The organism is Pokkaliibacter plantistimulans (genome assembly GCF_003194385.1).
In the GTDB taxonomy this organism is placed as follows: Bacteria; Pseudomonadota; Gammaproteobacteria; order Pseudomonadales; family Balneatricaceae; genus Pokkaliibacter; species Pokkaliibacter plantistimulans.
This window is the reverse complement of the sequence record NZ_LAPT01000130.1, coordinates 1-16,886: the sequence shown is the minus strand read 5'-3', so window position 1 is coordinate 16,886 and position 16,886 is coordinate 1. Positions and strand designations below refer to the sequence as shown.

Genomic DNA, 16,886 nt, shown 5'->3' with positions numbered 1-16,886 from the left:
GGCGCATTATAGGCACTTCCGGGAGACTGTCAACACCCTCGTAATATTTCTGTAATCCCTCTTGCCAGTACCTTCCTATATGCTCGGATATTGGCTGCCACCACACATCCGCCTCATTCACCATGTGATGTCTTGCCCCTTCTATCCAATGAAGTTGCGACTCCGGGAAGAGCCGTCGGTAAGCCTTCATGTTGGTACCTGCATCAACCGTCGTATCGTCTGTTCCCTGCAGCAACTGTAGAGGGAAATCTGAAGGCGCCGATTGCTCCATCATGGCAGTCCAGCGAATCAATGCCCCGATCCAGCTAACAGACAGATACTCAGGCTGCAAAGCATCCTGCTGCAGAAAGCAATTGAAGCCTTCATCGTGGCTCACCGACCGAAAGGCCCTTTGCACTTTCTTCAAGAACGGCGACAACAACGTGTACAGGCAGCGGATCTGGAAAAAGCGACGCGGATACAACAATGGCGCCAGAGCAGATACGCGGCTAAAAGCAGCGGCCAATTCGGCGTCATGCAGCAATGCATCGAGCAGAATACCTCCTCCCGTGCTCTGCCCCACTGCGAACAATGGCCCTGCTGCAGGCAAGCAATACTCATTGACCACTACACGCAGTACAGACTGGTAGGTAGCGAAGTCATCAATACCGGCCCGCTCCCCCGACGACAGTCCATGTCCTGGCAAATCGAACACGTAGACCTGCAGACTATGTTGCAGAGCCAGCTCATAAACCTTGCCAAACAGGCCAATGTGATCGGTATAGCCAGTCACCACCAGCAGCGTTCCCAAGGGCGTGGCCGAAGGAACGAAGTGACACAGGTTGATCTGCATTCCGGCAATCTCACACCCACCCAGCTCGACCGTCGCACAGTAACGCTGTGCCAGCTGGCGCAGACCATAGTGCTCAGCATATTGCTGCAGAATGGCTGGCAGATCGATCACGTCACAGGGAAAGGTGGGCAGCTGCTTCTGCAGAGTGGCAAGCGAAGGAAAATCCATAGATACCTTTAAAGCAAAATGCCTGTCGGCGAACCGACAGGCATTGTGTGAGGCGGTAGAGGATTAAACGACTTTCGCGTCTAACTCACCTTTTGCATACGCAACAGACATGGCGTCAAGAGAAATCACCTTGATCTTGTCAGCCTGCCCTGCTGTGCCGAATGCTTCATAACGCGCGATACAGATGTCACGCATTGCATCAACGGTTTTGGCCAGATACTTGCGAGGATCGAATTCGCTCTTGTTCTGCGCCATAAAGCGGCGAATGGCACCGGTAGAAGCAAGACGCAAGTCAGTATCGATGTTGACCTTGCGCACACCGTACTTGATGCCTTCCACGATCTCATCGACTGGCACACCGTAAGTTTCGGGAATTTCACCACCGAACTCATTGATGATCGCCAGCCAGTCTTGGGGCACAGAGGAAGAACCATGCATAACCAGATGGGTATTGGGAATACGCTGGTGAATTGCTTTGATGCGCTCGATAGCCAGAATGTCGCCGGTCGGTGGACGGGTGAACTTGTACGCACCATGGCTGGTACCAATGGCAATCGCCAGTGCATCCACATTAGTGGCCATGACGAACTGAGCCGCTTCTTCAGGATCAGTCAGCAACTGGCTGTGATCCAGAGTTCCTTCAGCACCAACACCATCTTCCTCACCTGCCTGACCGGTTTCCAGAGAACCCAGACAGCCCAGCTCACCTTCAACAGACACGCCGCAAGCGTGCGCCATTTCTACGGTGCGACGAGTCACATCAACGTTATAGTCATAATCAGCAGGGGTCTTACCGTCTTCCCTGAGAGAACCGTCCATCATGACCGAGCTGAAGCCCAGCTGAATGGAACGCTGGCAGATGGCAGGACTGGTGCCATGATCCTGGTGCATCACTACAGGGATATGCGGAAACTCTTCAATGGCAGCCAGAATCAGATGACGCAGGAAAGGCGCACCGGCGTATTTGCGGGCACCGGCAGAGGCCTGCACAATCACCGGAGAGTTGGTTCTATCCGCCGCTTCCATAATGGCGCGCATCTGCTCAAGGTTGTTGACGTTAAATGCGGGTACGCCATAACCGAACTCGGCAGCGTGATCCAGCAGCTGACGCATACTGATAAGAGCCATGTGTTAATCCTCTCTGGACGTTCGGGTTCGTCCGATTAATAGATAGTCATCTCTGCCCTGACAGGCAATGGTGCAATCTGCGCAGGCTAGCAGCCTGCAGCAGAGTGCATGGGATGGCAAAAAGTCACCTTGCCTGCCATCCGGGAGCATACTGCTCAGGCAGCACGTTCCTGCAGCATCGCCACCGCGGGCAATACTTTCCCTTCCACAAACTCGAGGAAGGCCCCACCACCGGTGGAAATATAGGATACCTGTTCAGCGATACCGTATTTATCAATGGCCGCCAGCGTATCGCCACCACCAGCGATAGAGAACGCCGACGAGGAAGCAATGGCCATGGACAGTGTCTTGGTACCTTCACCAAACTGATCAAACTCAAAGACACCTACAGGACCATTCCACAGGATGGTCTGGCTGGACTTCAGCATCTGCGCCAACTTCTCTGCAGTTTTTGGACCGATATCCAGGATCATGTCGTCATCACTGACATCATCAACACTCTTCACTGTGGCTTCAGCATCCGCTGCAAAGGCCTTGGCAACCACCACGTCCTCCGGCAGAGGAATGCTGACCTTGGCCATCAGTGCCCTAGCAGTCTCCAGCAGATCAGGCTCATACAGTGACTTACCAACGTTTTTGCCTGCCGCGGCCAGGAAGGTATTGGCAATACCCCCCCCCACAATCAGCTGATCACAGATCACGCTCAGCGAGTTCAGTACATCCAGCTTGGTGGACACCTTGGAGCCGCCGACAATGGCCGCCATGGGCTTGGCAGGTTTATCCAGCGCTTTACCCAGTGCATCCAGCTCCGCTGCCAGCAGCGGGCCAGCACAGGCGATCGGAGCAAACTGGCCCACACCGTGGGTGGAAGCCTGAGCGCGATGCGCGGTACCAAAGGCGTCCATCACATAGACATCACACAGTGCTGCCATTTTCTTCGACAGTTCTTCGCTGTTCTTGCCTTCACCCTTGTTGAAGCGCACGTTCTCGAACAGCACGACATCACCATCGTTGAGGTTCAACTCGGCATCCAACCAGTCACGGATCACCGGCACTTCGCGACCCAGCAACTTACCCAGATGCTCAGCCACTGGCTGCAGCGAACTGGCCTGATCAAACACGCCTTCCTCGGGACGGCCCAGATGCGACATCAGCATGACCTTGGCACCTTTCTCCATGGCCAGTCTGATGGTGGGCAACGAGGCCTGAATACGGGCATCCGACGTGACCTTGCCATCTTTGACGGGGACGTTCAGGTCTTCACGGATCAGCACACGCTTACCAGCCAGATCCAGATCAGTCATCTTGATTACGTTCATGGGTCTTCCTGAGGACAGTCAGTTAACAAATAGAGTTTCAGCGAGTGGCAAGGCCCAGCCAGTACCGCGACACATCCAGCATGCGGTTGGCAAAGCCCCACTCGTTATCAAACCAGCACATCAGCTTCAGCATGCGCTCGCCACTGACCCGTGTCTGGGTACCGTCTACAACAACGGAGCGTACATCATGGTTGAAGTCCACCGAGGCATGCGGCTCTTCGGTGTACCCCAGCAAACCACGCAGCGGCTCCAATTCACTGGCCTTGCGCAGCAGTGCATTCACTTCCGTCGCCGTTACTGCCTGATTCAGATTAAGGGTGATATCCATGGCCGACACATTAATGGTTGGCACACGCATGGCAAGGCATTGGAAACGACCAGAAAGATGCGGTAGCAGACGGTCAAGACCGCGCGCCAGACCGGTATCCACCGGAATAATGGAACTCAGGGCACTGCGGGTCAGACGCAGATTAGTATGGTGATAGGCATCAATGACCGGCTGATCATTCATGGCCGAGTGAATCGTCGTGGTCACACCACACTCGATACCGAACTGCCGATCCAACAGATCCAGTACCGGCACCAGACAGTTCGTGGTGCAGGATGCCGCCGATACGATGCGCTGCTCAGCAGCCAGCTGCAGATGGTTAATACCATAAACGATGGTGGCATCCACATCAGCAGAAGCAGGCTGTGAGAATAACAACCGCTGTGCGCCTGCCTGCAGGTGTGTCTCCGCCGCAGCGCGCTCGCTGAATGAGCCGGAGCACTCCAGCACCAGATCCACATCGAGTTCAGCCCAGGGCAGGTTTTCTGGCTGGCGTTCGTTCAGCACCAGAATGCGGTCATCACCGATGCGCATCGCCTCGCCTTCACGACTGACCGGTAGCGGAAACCGCCCATGGGTGGTGTCGTAACGCGTCAGATAGGCCACCGTATCAATATCTGACAGCTCGTTGAGTGCCACGACCTGTAGCTGTTCACGATATCCGCCTTCATACAGTGCACGCAAAACGCACTGCCCGATCCTTCCATAACCATTGATGGCAACACGGTACGCCATGAATCACGTCACCTTGCAAAGATACCCGCACAACCGCTGCAGAATGGATTCAGCAGCATGAAGATGCACAAAGGGGGCTAATAATGCCCCCTTTGTAAACTGGCTGTCGATTAGACCAACAGCGACTTGGCCGTGGCCACGACGTTGTCGACGGTAAAGCCGAACAACTTGAACAGCGCACCGGCCGGAGCTGACTCACCAAAGGTTGTCATACCGACGATCTTGCCGTTCAGGCCCACGTACTTGTACCAGAAGTCAGCATGAGCCGCTTCAACCGCTACACGCGCAGTGACTGCGGCGGGTAGAACGGCCTCACGGTAAGCCACGTCCTGACGGTCAAAGACGTCAGTAGAAGCCATGGATACCACACGCACCCTGACGCCTTCGGCAGCCAGCTGCTCAGCGGCCTTCACCGTCAGCTCCACTTCCGAGCCAGTAGCGATCAGAATCAGTTGCGGCTGACCATCGCAATCCACCAGCACATAACCGCCACGTGCCACATTGGCCAGCTGCTCGTCGCTGCGTGGCATGTGCATCAGATTCTGACGGGAGAACACCAGCGCACTGGGGCCATCGGCACGCACAACAGCCTGCTTCCAGGCCACGGCTGACTCAACCGCATCACAGGGACGCCATACGTCCAGATTCGGCGTGCTGCGCATGTTGGCCAGCTGCTCAATAGGCTGGTGAGTCGGGCCGTCTTCACCCAGACCGATGGAGTCATGGGTATAAACGAAGATGTTGCGCAGTTTCATCAGCGCCGCCATGCGCACGGCATTGCGGGCATATTCCATGAAGACCAGGAAAGTAGCGCCATAAGGAATGAAGCCGCCGTGCAGCGTCAGACCATTCATAATGGCGCTCATACCGAATTCGCGCACACCGTAATAAATGTAGTTGCCCGCAGCATCCTCAGCCGATACGCCCTTGGCACCTTTCCACAGAGTCAGGTTGGAACCCGCCAGATCCGCTGAGCCGCCCAACAACTCAGGCAGCATGGGTGCAAAAGCGTTGATGCTGTTCTGTGAAGCCTTGCGTGAAGCGATGGTTTCGCCTTTTTCCTGACAGGCACGAATATAGGCATCAGCATCGGCCACGAACGTGGCAGGCAGCTCGCCACTGATGCGACGCAGCAGGGCAGCAGCCAGCTCGGGGTAGGCTTCTTGATAACGGGCAAACAGGTCATTCCACTGGTTTTCCTGTTTGGTGCCACGTTTCTGTGCATTCCACTCGGCGTAGATATCTTCCGGTACTTCAAACGCAGGGTGAGACCAGCCCAGCGCTTCACGGGTCAGCGCCACTTCGGCTTCACCCAGTGCAGCACCGTGACAATCTTCTTTACCCTGCTTGTTCGGTGAGCCGAAACCGATAATAGTCTTGCAGCAAATCAGAGTGGGCTTGTCAGATTCCTGACGCGCCTCCTTGATGGCTTCCTTGATCGCTTTGGCATCGTGACCATCGACATCCTTGATGACATGCCAGCCATAGGATTTGAAGCGCTTCGCGGTGTCGTCGGTAAACCAGCCTTCCACTTCCCCGTCGATGGAAATGCCGTTGTCGTCATAGAACGCAATCAGTTTGCCCAGTCCCAGCGTACCCGCCAGCGAGCACACTTCATGGGAAATACCTTCCATCATGCAGCCGTCGCCAAGGAACACATAGGTGTGGTGGTCCACCAGATCAAAGCCATCACGGTTAAAGTTGGCTGCCAGTACCTTCTCGGCCAGAGCCATACCCACGGCGTTGGCAATCCCCTGTCCCAGCGGACCCGTGGTGGTTTCGACACCGGGGCAATAACCATACTCAGGATGCCCGGCGGTTTTGGAATGCAGTTGGCGGAAGTTTTTCAGGTCATCAATGCTGACGTCATAGCCAGTCAGATGCAGCAGACTGTAGATCAGCATGGAGCCATGGCCATTGGACAGCACGAAGCGGTCGCGGTTGAACCAGTGCGGATTGGTAGGATTGTGCTGCATGAAGTCGTTCCACAGCACTTCGGCAATATCTGCCATGCCCATCGGGGCACCGGGATGGCCGGAGTTGGCTTTCTGCACGGCATCCATACTCAGTGCACGGATAGCGTTGGCAAGATCTCGACGAGAAGGCATTATCAGTCTCCTGGGGGATGGTCGCATTAGCCCGTGATGAAAATTGCGCCATATTGTCCCTGTCCATTCCCTGAACTGCAATGTCTGCTTGCTGATTGGCGTTGATTTTGCCGCATTTAGCCCAAGTGGCGATGAAATTCGGGAAAATTCGCCCTCATCCATGGCCCGCCCCTGCCCAGACGGGTATACTTGCCGATTCTGTCGCTTCGGCAGAACTCCCACGGCCCGCAAGGCCCGTAATTAAGTCACTGCTCCCAGCTCGGGAGTACTCAATTATGAGGCTTATCTCACAAATGAGCAGCTATCGTATTTTCACCTCCGAATCCGTCTCTGAAGGTCATCCCGACAAAATCGCGGATCAGATCTCCGACGCGGTACTCGATGCCATCATCAGTCAGGACAAATATGCCCGCGTGGCCTGTGAAACACTGGTCAAGACCGGTGTGGCAATCGTAGCCGGAGAAATCTCCACCTCTGCATGGGTAGATCTGGAAGACCTGGTGCGCAAAGTCATCTGCGACATCGGCTACACCTCTTCCGACGTCGGTTTCGACGGCGCTACCTGCGGCATTCTCAATATCATCGGCAAACAGTCCATCGACATCGCTCAGGGCGTAGACCGCTCCAGGCCAGAAGATCAGGGCGCCGGTGACCAGGGTCTGATGTTTGGCTATGCCAGCAACGAGACCGATGTACTGATGCCCGCCCCTATCTGCTACGCCCACCGTCTGGTTGAGCGTCAGGCAGAAGCGCGCAAATCCGGTCTGCTGCCCTGGCTGCGTCCCGATGCGAAGAGCCAGGTCACCTTCCGCTATGAAGACGGCAAGGTTGCCGGTATCGACGCCGTCGTACTGTCTACCCAGCACAATCCTGACGTGAAGCAGTCTGACCTGCGCGAAGCGGTCATGGAGCTGATCATCAAGCACGTGCTGCCCGCAGAATGGATCAGCAAGGACACCCAGTTCCACATAAACCCCACCGGCCAGTTCATCATTGGCGGCCCGGTCGGTGACTGTGGTCTGACCGGCCGTAAGATCATCGTGGATACCTACGGTGGTATGGCTCGTCACGGTGGTGGCGCCTTCTCCGGCAAGGACCCATCGAAAGTGGACCGTTCTGCCGCCTACGCGGGTCGCTATGTTGCCAAGAACATCGTGGCTGCCGGTCTGGCAGATCAGTGCGAAATTCAGGTCTCCTACGCCATCGGTGTCGCCCAGCCGACTTCTATCTCTATCAATACCTTCGGCACTGGCAAGGTAAGCGAAGAGCGCCTGATCGAACTGGTACGTCGCCACTTCGACCTGCGTCCGTATGCCATCACCACCATGCTGGACCTGCTGCATCCGATGTATCAGGCGACTGCTTCCTATGGTCACTTCGGCCGTAACCCCTATGAAATGACCGTGAACGGCGAAACCTTCACTGCCTTCACCTGGGAACGTACCGACAAAGCCGAAGCACTGCGTGCTGACGCGGGTCTGTAATGCGCTGATTGCCGCATTATGACCGGGCCGTCAGCCATGACAGCCCAATAACACAACACCCCGCCTCGGCGGGGTGTTGTGCTTTCTGCTACCAGCAAAGGCAGCGGATCAGACCGAACTGGTCAGTTCCGAAGTACAGCACGGGCAGCGGATAGCCTTGAGAGGGATGGCACTGCAGCAGAAGCCACACTCTTTGGTGGTCGGAGCAGCAGCGGGCGCTTCCTCGGCCTTGCCACTTTCCTGCAACTTGTTCATGGCCTTGATCAGCATGAACAGCGCAAATGCCATGATCACAAAGCTGATCACAGAGTTGATGAACAAGCCGACATTGAGGGTAACGGCACCAGCGGCTTTGGCCGCTGCCAGGGTAGCGTAGTGCGCCCCTTCAGCCGCAGGCTTTAGCGTGACAAACAGATCACTGAAGTCGACATTCCCCAGCAGCATGCCGATCGGCGGCATCAGCACGTCATCCACCATGCTTTTGACGATCGTACCGAACGCACCACCGATGATGATACCTACGGCCATATCCACTACGTTGCCGCGCAGGGCAAACTTCTTAAACTCTTCCAGCATTGCTCTCGCTCCTTTGCATGACCATCTTGTGCGGTGCTCTGCCAGCCACTCCTCAGATGACGAGCTATACGCCTGACAGGCGCACCCTGACCCCACAGGTGGTGGTCACAGGCAAGTGTACGTTGAGAACGCCGGGAATGCTTAGTGAAATCCAGTCATTAGTACCGTTTCTTTACAGTTACCCCCAGATAGACGCAGATCAGCCCTACTTGAAGGTGTACACCAGCGTTACGGCCGTCTGGGCGTCTGTTTTATCAACCCCTTCATCCACCTGGGTATTATGGCTGACGGCAAAGGAGGTCTTCAGTGCCAGCGTGCTGTTGATATTGACGCGCAGTGCTGTTTCCGACTTGAAGCGGCTGTTCTGGGCGGCATCCAGCGCCAGATCACTGCTCAGGGTCTGACTGAACCGCGTGGTAGGGCTGACCTTGTACTTGTAGGATGCCGACAGACGCAGAATGCCATACCGTGCGCTATCGCCCTGCTCTTCCTGATTGAACGCCACGCCCGGACCGATGTTGACGTCGAGCGTCTGCTGCTGGCTGGCCAGCAGCCGGTTGGCATAACCCAGCGCCACCGAACCCTGATACTGATAGCCACTGAAGCGGTCCTGCTCGTAAGAGCCATAGATAAATACCGCCTTGTTCTTCTCATCCAGCTTGTAGTTACCCTGTGCCGAAGCGAACCAGCGCTGCGCCGAGGTGCTGTACTCCGTGTCGCTGTCGTCGGTTTTATCGCGGGTATAGAGCCCGTCAAAGGTGTACTCATTACGCCACTGTGGCAGCTCCTGATTGACATCCAGCTTGGCCTTGACCGACGACGTACTGGTGTTACCCGTGGTTTGCATCAGCCCCAGTTCAGCATCCGCATTCCATGGCGGCTCGCTGGCATTATCATCCGCCCATACCGGCACACTGATACAGCCCAGCAGACAACCTGCACATCTCCATAGCCTCCGGTGCCCGTGCCGCTTCCGCCCTCTGTTCATGTCTGTCATCTCCCTCTGTTCAGCACCGCAGCCACCCGCTGCTGTGCCGCCACTGGCCGGACTATGTTGGGATAGTTGGCGAGATAACGGGTTATCAGTCTGTTTCCTTGTGCATCCGCACGCGGGTGGAGCCGTGGGGTAACTGTGATAGCATGTCGGCTCCGTTCATCAGTCAGTTTGTTGTCATGCGCATACCGCGAATCTACCAGGCCGATGCTGTCCAGCAGGGTCAGGTACTTACCCTGTCCGACAGTGCTTTCCAACACAGCGTCAAAGTGCTGCGGCTGCAGCCCGGCCATGAGCTGGAGCTGTTCAATGGCCAGCTCCGGGGCTATTTCCGCGCCCGCCTGCTGGAGGTGGGGAAACGTCAGGCCAGTGTCGAACTGTATGACTTCTTCCCCCATGACAACGAATCACCACTGCGGGTGCATATCGGTCAGGCCATGTCGCGCGGTGAGCGCATGGACTATGCCGTGCAGAAAGCCACCGAAATGGGCATGGCCAGCATGACGCCGCTGTTTACCGAGCGTTGTGAAGTCAAACTGCAGGGGGAACGTCAGGACAAACGCCTGCAGCACTGGCAGCAGGTGGCCATCAGTGCCTGCGAGCAATGCATTCGCCCGGTATTACCCGATATTCACGAACCGATGCTGCTGAAAGACTGGCTGCACAGTGTCGAGGCCGACCTCAAGCTGGTATTGCACCACCGTACGGTTTCCCCCCTGCGCGAGCTGCCCAGACCGGGCTCCGTCGCCCTGCTGATCGGCCCGGAAGGGGGCCTGAGCGAAGAAGAAATCGCTCAGGCGGAAGCCGCTGGCTTCTTGCCAGTCACCCTCGGTCCCCGGGTACTGCGTACCGAAACCGCACCGGTGACGGCACTGTCGGTGTGTCAGCTGCTGTGGGGCGATCTCTGATTCATCGTGCGGTGACGGTGATGCACTTGCGGAATACCCGCCAAGTCCCTATTTAGGCAAATGAATTTTCCGGTCGGCCCGGCTCTCGACCAGAGACCGGCCTGCCGTTCAGACATCATTCCATTGGTTTCGCGCACCAGCGGTTGCGGCCGGAACGAACAAAGGGAGAGCGCTATGTCCGTAGTCAATGTTGGCGTCGTCATGGATCCGATCCAGGCGATCAACTACAAGAAAGACAGTTCCCTGGCCATGCTGGTCGCGGCGCAGGAGCGCGGCTGGCAGCTGCATTACATGGAGCAGAAGGATCTCTACTCCCGTGACGGTCAGTCGATGGCGGTGATGCGCCCCCTCAAGGTTGCCTACGATCCTGAGCACTGGTACGAGCTCGGTGACGTGGTTCATCGTCCCCTGTCGGACATGCAGGTTATCCTGATGCGCAAGGACCCTCCCTTCGACAACGAGTTCATCTACAGCACCTATCTGCTGGAACAGGCTGAGGCGCAGGGTACGCTGGTGGTCAACAAGCCGCAGAGCCTGCGTGACTGTAACGAGAAGGTCTTTGCTACCCAGTTTCCGCAGCTGACGCCGCCGGTACTGGTCAGCCGTCGCGCCGATCTGCTGCGCGCCTTCCTCGGTGAGCATCAGGATGTGATCTACAAGCCGCTGGATGGCATGGGCGGCAGCGCCATCTTCCGGGTGCGTGCCGGCGACCCCAACCTCAACGTGATTCTGGAAACCCTGACCGCCTTCGGCAAACAGCAGATCATGGCACAGAAGTTCATCCCCGAAATCAGTGCTGGGGATAAACGTATTCTGATGATCGACGGCGTACCTGTGGATTATTGTCTGGCCCGCATTCCTTCGCAGGGCGAAACCCGTGGCAATCTGGCAGCCGGTGGTCGTGGCGAAGGCCGTCCGCTGAGCGAACGTGACCGCTACATAGCCGAACAGGTCGGCCCGGTACTGCGGGAAAAAGGCCTGCTGTTTGTAGGTCTGGACGTCATCGGCGACTACCTGACAGAAATCAACGTCACCAGCCCGACCTGTATCCGCGAGCTGGACAACCAGTTTGGCCTCAACATCGGCGCGCAGCTGATGGATGCCATCGCCGCTAAACTCGGAGTGTAGTACTGAATGCAGTTGGTCATGGCCGAGCACAGTTCGGCCCGTTTTTCCCGTGCCCTTGCTGTTGCTCTGGTGGTCCATGCACTGGTGTTGCTGGGCATTGGCTTTGAGTGGCAGATGCCCACCAAGCGGGTGCAGAACAGCCTGGAAGTCACGCTGGCGACCCGCAGCGAGCCGGAAAAACCTGAGCAGGCCGACTTTGTTGCTCAACACAATCAGCAGGGCAGTGGTGAGCAGGAGGAGAAGACGCGCCTGAGCACCACCGAGCGCGCCGACTTCAGCGACAGCAAGATCAATGAACTGGCTGCTCAGCAGCCGATGCCACAACCGGTGCCGGTAGAGCCCGTCAGCCAGCCCACTCCCGTGCCTGAACCCGCGCCGCAACCGGTCCCGGTTGTCGCCAAACCGGAACCCAAGCCGGTGCCACACGACAAGCAGAAAACGGTCGCCACCACGAAAAAGACCGACACCAGCAGCGGCACCCACAACGAAACCAAGAAACAGAAGCCCAAACCGGCCAGCACACCGAGCAACAGCGCTGACGGCCCGTCACTGACGGCACGCAGTCTGGAGATTGCCAGCCTCGAAGCATCCCTCGACATGATGCGGCAGGAATATGCCAAGCGTCCGCGCAAACGCACCCTGGACTCCAACTCCACGCAGCGCAGTGAAGACGCCTTCTATCTCAATGCCTGGAAAGACAAGATTCAGCAGGTAGGCAACATGCATTACCCGGCGGCTTCACGCCAGCAGGGGATCTACGGCAAGTTGCGGTTACTGGTGGTGCTGCGCCCGGATGGCAGCGTCAAGGAGATGCAGATACTGCAATCGTCAGGGCAGAAGATGCTGGATGATGCCGCCAAACAGATCGTCAAACTGGCCTCGCCGTTCGCCCCTTTTCCACCGCAGATGCGCGCCAACGTGGATGAGCTGGAAATTATCCGCACCTGGGTGTTTGAACGTAGCCGCACGCTCTACTGAGCGAATGTTCGATTGATCTGAACAGGGAACCCGGGGCGGCAGGCCGTCCCGGAATAGCGCATCACCGCCATGGCAAAACAGGGGCAGCTAGCGATAGCAGGCCTCAGTGCATGCGGATCACTTCCAATCCGACCAGATATTCCTGCGGCCCTTTACTGTCACAACGTACTACCCGGGCTTCCGCTTCCAGGCTGTTGCTCTGTGATGCCAGTTTGACCATGATCTCTTCACCGGGCTGCAGCGGTGAACTGACAATCACCCCCATCCCTGTGGCACTCAGATCCTGACAGACCCCTCGCAAGGGCGCAGAGCGGTTGGCCATCCACAGCACCACTTCCGCATTGATCATCATGCGATAGAAATTACGCCGGTCGTCGTGTCCTATCACTGTCTCTGTCCTCCATATTGATTGGGAACCACCTGCCGGCAGGCACCGACATGGCAGCAGCTATTCCTTTATCACCCGGACATCCAGACATCACGTCCGAGCCTGCACAGTATATAGCCAGCTTCTTTCACCGCTCCAGCAGTGGAAACACTTCAAGCCGACAACCGCTGCACCGATGTTGCCGTGCTCCCTGCGGCCCCGCGCTGACAGCCGCAGATAAAAACGCCCCGCGAGCAGGCCAGCGGGGCGTGGTTTTGGGTTGATTACCGGTCAGTGCGGACGCAGATCCAGACGATAGAGGGCAAAACCGACGTCATCCTGCCCGACGCGGGTCATGGGATAAGCCTGATGGCTGTCGATAAAGGCGGCAGCCTTGTCACTGGGGGCCGTCTCAAACTCCACATCCAGCGGCTGGGCGCTGGCAATGGGGGCAAGACGCCAGTTGTTGTCGGCACTCGGCACCACCTGACCCTGCGCCTTGGTCTGCGCCGAGATATAGGCCGCCACCACGCTACGGTTCTCATCCGGTGCCGCAAAGGCAATATGGTCACTGCCCGTGCCAGCAAACTTGCCGCCGTAGGCTCGATAGTTATTGGAGGCCACCAGGAAGACCTGCGCCGGATCAACCGCCTTGCCCTGCCAGGTCAGATGGGTGATGCGTTCTGCCTTTTCGTTGAGCAGCTGGCACTCACCGTCATAACGGGCAGGCTGGGTGACATCAATCTGATAGTCGACGCCGTCAATCACGTCGAAGTTATAGGTACGGAAGCCATCCCAGTTGATCAGGCTCTGCTTCGCCGTGGACTGGGGATCAATCTGATTGAACTGCGCCGCCGAGCACTCCAGCCACTCTTTCAGCTCCTTGCCGGTGACCTTCAGCGCCACCAGCGTGTTGGGGTAAAGATAGAGGTCTGCCGCGTTACGGAACGACAGCTGGCCCTTCTCCACTTCGGTAAAACCGGTGGGATCATTCTTGCGCCCCCCTACCTTGAACGGCGCTGCCGCAGCCAGCACCGGTAAGCTGGCCAGATCAGGATCACCCTGAATGAAACGCTCGACGTAATCCTTCTGCGCGTTGTTGACGATCTGGATGGTCGGATCGTCCTGCACCAGCGCCAGATAGCTGTACATCACATCGGAAGCCTGACCGATGGGCTTGCCGACAAAGGTACGGGTGGCTTCATGATCCTGCTCCAGCAGCGCACGCAGGCGCTCATCCGGTGTGGTCAGAGCCTTTTTCGCCGTCTTGTCATAGATCGCCCGCGCCTCGGCACGGGTCGCCGTCACCTTCCAGCTGCCCGCGTCGTTGCTGAGGGTCATATCGACCACCCCGAGGTGATCACCCCACTGCCCCGGCATCACTGCCGGAATGTCGTTGATGGTGCCCTTGTCGATATCGATACCGGGAATGGAGGCAAAGTCCTTGCTGGGGAAGACCGCATGGGCATGACCAAACAGGATGGCATCCACGCCTTTGACATCGGCAAGGTAATACACCGAATTTTCCGCCATCAGCTTATCGGGGTCTGACGACAAACCTGAGTGAGGAATGGCCACCACCAGATCAGCTCCTTCCGCACGCATCTTCGGCACCCACTCCTCGGCGGTCTGTTTGATGTCCCGCACGGTGACCTTGCCATCGAGATTGGCTTTGTCCCACTGCATGATCTGCGGCGGTACAAAACCGATATAACCGATCTTCAGCACCTGCTCCTTGCCATCGCTGTCACGCACCCTGGTCTCCTTGATCAGATAGGGTGTGAACATCGGCTTACCGGTCTGGCTGTCGATGACGTTGGCGTTGACATAGGGGAAGTTCGCATCATTGATGGCTTCGCGCAGGAAGCCCAGACCGTAGTTGAACTCGTGGTTACCGATATTGCCCACCTCGTAGTCGAGGGTATTCATGGCCTTGTACACCGGATGCACTTCGCCCGGCTTGAGCCCCTTGGCGGCCTCGTAATCCCCCAGCGGGCTGCCCTGAATCAGATCGCCGTTATCCACCAGCACGCTGTTGGTGACTTCCTTGCGGGCCTGCTCGATCAGAGTGGCGGTGCGTACCAGACCATACCGCTCGGTCGGCTGATCCTTGTAGTAGTCGAAGTCCATCATGTTGGCATGCAGGTCGGAGGTTTCCAGCAGGCGCAGCTGCACAGTGGCCGCTCCGGCACTGCTTGCCGCCGTGGCCACTGACAGCATTACAGCAATCGACAGAGGACGAAGAGAGGGGATAACGCGGTGCTTCATCGACAACTCCTTGTACTTGGCAGAATGATGACACGCCGCACAGCTCGGATCGGAACGGCGTTCGGTAACAGAAAAACCAGACTACCCCGCCCCTGTGACAAATCAATTATTTTCTGACCACAAGGTCAAAATGTATCAGCCCGCCGTCTGACTGTTCTGCAGCGGCAGTCAGGTAACATCCCCCCAGCCATGTCATTACGCTGGATAAACAGGCGTCAGACACCACACTGTCAGCCAGCAAGATGCCTGCCGAAGCACTGGCTATTCACGGAGCGACCAGCCATGAGTTCCGTCTTGAAGCGGTGCTGGCCGCCCAGCCTGATCTGGTTCTGGCCGGAGACAACCAGACCGTCACCTTCGGCATGAGGGAAGGCGTTAGCCCAGCGCCTGATTGGCCAGAGCAAACTGGCTAAAGCCATCCCGGCTACGGGGTGCATCGCCCTTGACCATCTGCGCAACCCGGTCCACTTCCAGCAGCCCCCAGTCCACCAGGGTCTCGCACAGGCCCAGCTGTTCCGGGGTATCCATGCGCACAAAGCTGCCGTCTTCACCCTGCAACAGGGCATGAATCATGGTGCGCGCCTGCGCCGCATTTTCTGCTACGACCGGGCCGATGGCCTTGCCGCGACCGAAAGGACGCAGCAGGGCAAATCCCACCAGCTGACCATCGCGCTCAATCCCGATGCCACGTTCGGTGATCGCCAGAAAGGCCTGCAACACTCCGCTGCGCTCCATGCCGCTGCCGTGATTAAGCAGTGTCTGTAATGCCGGGGCGTCCGCGTCATCAAGCACTCGCAATGACTCAGCCACCGGCAGTGCCGCGGGTGCAGACAGCGTCGCACTGCTGACCACTCCCTGATGCTGGCGAATATAGCCGTAATTGGCGAACCCCAGCTTGGCATACAGCGGCGCACCGGCAATGGTCGCTACCAGACACAGCGCACGGTCGCCTGCCTCCGCCATGGCCAGCCCCATCAGTTGCCGCCCCAGCCCCTTGCCCTGATAGTCATCACTGACAATCACCAGACCGATCGCGGCATAATCTCCCTGCGGGCAGGCCAGCGCGGTGCCGATCACCTGCCCCTCGGCCTCCACCACGACCCCCTTGCTCAACGCAAAGTTAGTCGCCCAGTCCTGCAGACGATGAGGCCACTTCAGCTTCTGCGACAGGCCGTGAGCCGCGGGCAAATCCTCCGGAGTCATGGCCCGGAAGTGATAGATGGCTTGATCCATAACGCACTCCAACATTGGCGCCAGCGCAATCTGGCGAACAGACAGTAAACCTGCAGGGGCTCAGCCCTTTGCACCTGAAAGCCATAGCAGGCTGTTGAAAAACGTTATCGAGGCAGCCGAGACAAGGAAATACCCCGAGGGCACAAGAAACAGGCGAAAAAGCGGAGTTTAGTGAACTAAATGAGCATTTTGAGCCTGTTTTTGACGCGGTATTCGGCAACGCAGATAGGTTTTCAACGACCTGATAGACGGCTGAGCGAATGCAGCCTTTATTCCACTGCCACACCGCGCCTGCAAGAGCCCGACGGTAATTCGGCAGATTCCACTGCAGA

14 protein-coding genes are annotated in these 16,886 nt (G+C 57.4%); 4 read left to right on the top strand and 10 right to left on the bottom strand.

Annotated features, from left to right (window positions below; translation table 11 throughout):
• The 5 genes from WH50_RS23335 to tkt form a co-directional block, all read right to left on the bottom strand.
• Positions 1 to 1,000: alpha/beta hydrolase (locus WH50_RS23335; RefSeq protein WP_110189597.1), on the bottom strand; the 1,000-nt coding region annotated here is incomplete at its 3' end.
• 63 nt (positions 1,001 to 1,063) lie between these two features.
• Positions 1,064 to 2,128 (bottom strand): class II fructose-bisphosphate aldolase, encoded by a 1,065-nt coding sequence (gene fba, locus WH50_RS23330; RefSeq protein WP_110189596.1) that lies wholly within the window; start codon positions 2,126 to 2,128, stop codon positions 1,064 to 1,066.
• A 155-nt stretch (positions 2,129 to 2,283) separates the two neighbouring features.
• The gene (locus tag WH50_RS23325; RefSeq protein ID WP_110189595.1) at positions 2,284 to 3,447 is read right to left on the bottom strand and encodes a phosphoglycerate kinase; all 1,164 of its coding nucleotides are present in this window, start codon (positions 3,445 to 3,447) and stop codon (positions 2,284 to 2,286) included.
• A gap of 37 nt (positions 3,448 to 3,484) precedes the next feature.
• Positions 3,485 to 4,510: a type I glyceraldehyde-3-phosphate dehydrogenase gene (locus WH50_RS23320; protein ID WP_110189594.1), complete on the bottom strand. Its 1,026-nt coding sequence runs from the start codon at positions 4,508 to 4,510 to the stop codon at positions 3,485 to 3,487.
• Positions 4,511 to 4,620: 110 nt separating this feature from the next.
• Positions 4,621 to 6,618, bottom strand: coding sequence for a transketolase (tkt, locus tag WH50_RS23315; RefSeq protein ID WP_110189593.1), 1,998 nt, complete (start codon positions 6,616 to 6,618; stop codon positions 4,621 to 4,623).
• A gap of 293 nt (positions 6,619 to 6,911) precedes the next feature.
• Here tkt and metK point away from each other — a divergent pair, with 293 nt between their 5' ends.
• Positions 6,912 to 8,102: a methionine adenosyltransferase gene (metK, locus tag WH50_RS23310; protein ID WP_110189592.1), complete on the top strand. Its 1,191-nt coding sequence runs from the start codon at positions 6,912 to 6,914 to the stop codon at positions 8,100 to 8,102.
• Positions 8,103 to 8,210: 108 nt separating this feature from the next.
• On the opposite strand, the gene mscL is transcribed toward metK, so the two are convergent.
• Together mscL and WH50_RS23300 are read right to left on the bottom strand one after the other, a co-directional pair.
• Positions 8,211 to 8,678 (bottom strand): large-conductance mechanosensitive channel protein MscL, encoded by a 468-nt coding sequence (mscL, locus tag WH50_RS23305; RefSeq protein ID WP_110189591.1) that lies wholly within the window; start codon positions 8,676 to 8,678, stop codon positions 8,211 to 8,213.
• Between the two features lie 205 nt (positions 8,679 to 8,883).
• A complete protein-coding gene (locus WH50_RS23300) occupies positions 8,884 to 9,666 on the bottom strand; it encodes a DUF481 domain-containing protein (RefSeq protein WP_110189601.1) in 783 nt (260 codons plus the stop codon).
• A gap of 152 nt (positions 9,667 to 9,818) precedes the next feature.
• Here WH50_RS23300 and WH50_RS23295 point away from each other — a divergent pair, with 152 nt between their 5' ends.
• The 3 genes from WH50_RS23295 (at position 9,819) to WH50_RS23285 (ending at position 12,686) form a co-directional block, all read left to right on the top strand.
• Positions 9,819 to 10,580, top strand: a complete 762-nt coding sequence (locus WH50_RS23295) for a 16S rRNA (uracil(1498)-N(3))-methyltransferase (RefSeq protein WP_243410246.1) — start codon at positions 9,819 to 9,821, stop codon at positions 10,578 to 10,580.
• Positions 10,581 to 10,754: 174 nt separating this feature from the next.
• A complete protein-coding gene (gshB, locus tag WH50_RS23290; protein WP_110189590.1) occupies positions 10,755 to 11,708 on the top strand; it encodes a glutathione synthase in 954 nt (317 codons plus the stop codon).
• An 18-nt stretch (positions 11,709 to 11,726) separates the two neighbouring features.
• The gene (locus WH50_RS23285; protein ID WP_110189599.1) at positions 11,727 to 12,686 is read left to right on the top strand and encodes an energy transducer TonB; all 960 of its coding nucleotides are present in this window, start codon (positions 11,727 to 11,729) and stop codon (positions 12,684 to 12,686) included.
• A 103-nt stretch (positions 12,687 to 12,789) separates the two neighbouring features.
• On the opposite strand, the gene WH50_RS23280 is transcribed toward WH50_RS23285, so the two are convergent.
• The 3 genes from WH50_RS23280 to WH50_RS23270 form a co-directional block, all read right to left on the bottom strand.
• Positions 12,790 to 13,074: a PilZ domain-containing protein gene (locus tag WH50_RS23280; protein ID WP_104157262.1), complete on the bottom strand. Its 285-nt coding sequence runs from the start codon at positions 13,072 to 13,074 to the stop codon at positions 12,790 to 12,792.
• A 270-nt stretch (positions 13,075 to 13,344) separates the two neighbouring features.
• Positions 13,345 to 15,321, bottom strand: coding sequence for a bifunctional 2',3'-cyclic-nucleotide 2'-phosphodiesterase/3'-nucleotidase (locus tag WH50_RS23275; protein ID WP_110189589.1), 1,977 nt, complete (start codon positions 15,319 to 15,321; stop codon positions 13,345 to 13,347).
• 375 nt (positions 15,322 to 15,696) lie between these two features.
• Positions 15,697 to 16,554 carry a GNAT family N-acetyltransferase gene (locus WH50_RS23270; protein ID WP_110189598.1) on the bottom strand — a complete coding sequence of 286 codons (858 nt, stop codon included), beginning with the start codon at positions 16,552 to 16,554 and terminating at the stop codon, positions 15,697 to 15,699.
• Positions 16,555 to 16,886: the final 332 nt, after the last annotated feature.

Excerpts from the sequence above, each read along its gene's own strand:
- fba (WP_110189596.1), bottom strand. The coding sequence starts at position 2,128 with ATGGCTCTTATCAGTATGCGTCAGCTGCTGGATCACGCTGCCGAGTTC.
- WH50_RS23275 (WP_110189589.1), bottom strand. The coding sequence starts at position 15,321 with ATGAAGCACCGCGTTATCCCCTCTCTTCGTCCTCTGTCGATTGCTGTA.
- mscL (WP_110189591.1), bottom strand. The coding sequence starts at position 8,678 with ATGCTGGAAGAGTTTAAGAAGTTTGCCCTGCGCGGCAACGTAGTGGAT.
- tkt (WP_110189593.1), bottom strand. The coding sequence starts at position 6,618 with ATGCCTTCTCGTCGAGATCTTGCCAACGCTATCCGTGCACTGAGTATG.
- WH50_RS23270 (WP_110189598.1), bottom strand. The coding sequence starts at position 16,554 with ATGGATCAAGCCATCTATCACTTCCGGGCCATGACTCCGGAGGATTTG.
- WH50_RS23295 (WP_243410246.1), top strand. The coding sequence starts at position 9,819 with ATGTCGGCTCCGTTCATCAGTCAGTTTGTTGTCATGCGCATACCGCGA.
- metK (WP_110189592.1), top strand. The coding sequence starts at position 6,912 with ATGAGCAGCTATCGTATTTTCACCTCCGAATCCGTCTCTGAAGGTCAT.
- gshB (WP_110189590.1), top strand. The coding sequence starts at position 10,755 with ATGTCCGTAGTCAATGTTGGCGTCGTCATGGATCCGATCCAGGCGATC.
- WH50_RS23300 (WP_110189601.1), bottom strand. The coding sequence starts at position 9,666 with ATGAACAGAGGGCGGAAGCGGCACGGGCACCGGAGGCTATGGAGATGT.
- WH50_RS23325 (WP_110189595.1), bottom strand. The coding sequence starts at position 3,447 with ATGAACGTAATCAAGATGACTGATCTGGATCTGGCTGGTAAGCGTGTG.
- WH50_RS23285 (WP_110189599.1), top strand. The coding sequence starts at position 11,727 with ATGGCCGAGCACAGTTCGGCCCGTTTTTCCCGTGCCCTTGCTGTTGCT.
- WH50_RS23320 (WP_110189594.1), bottom strand. The coding sequence starts at position 4,510 with ATGGCGTACCGTGTTGCCATCAATGGTTATGGAAGGATCGGGCAGTGC.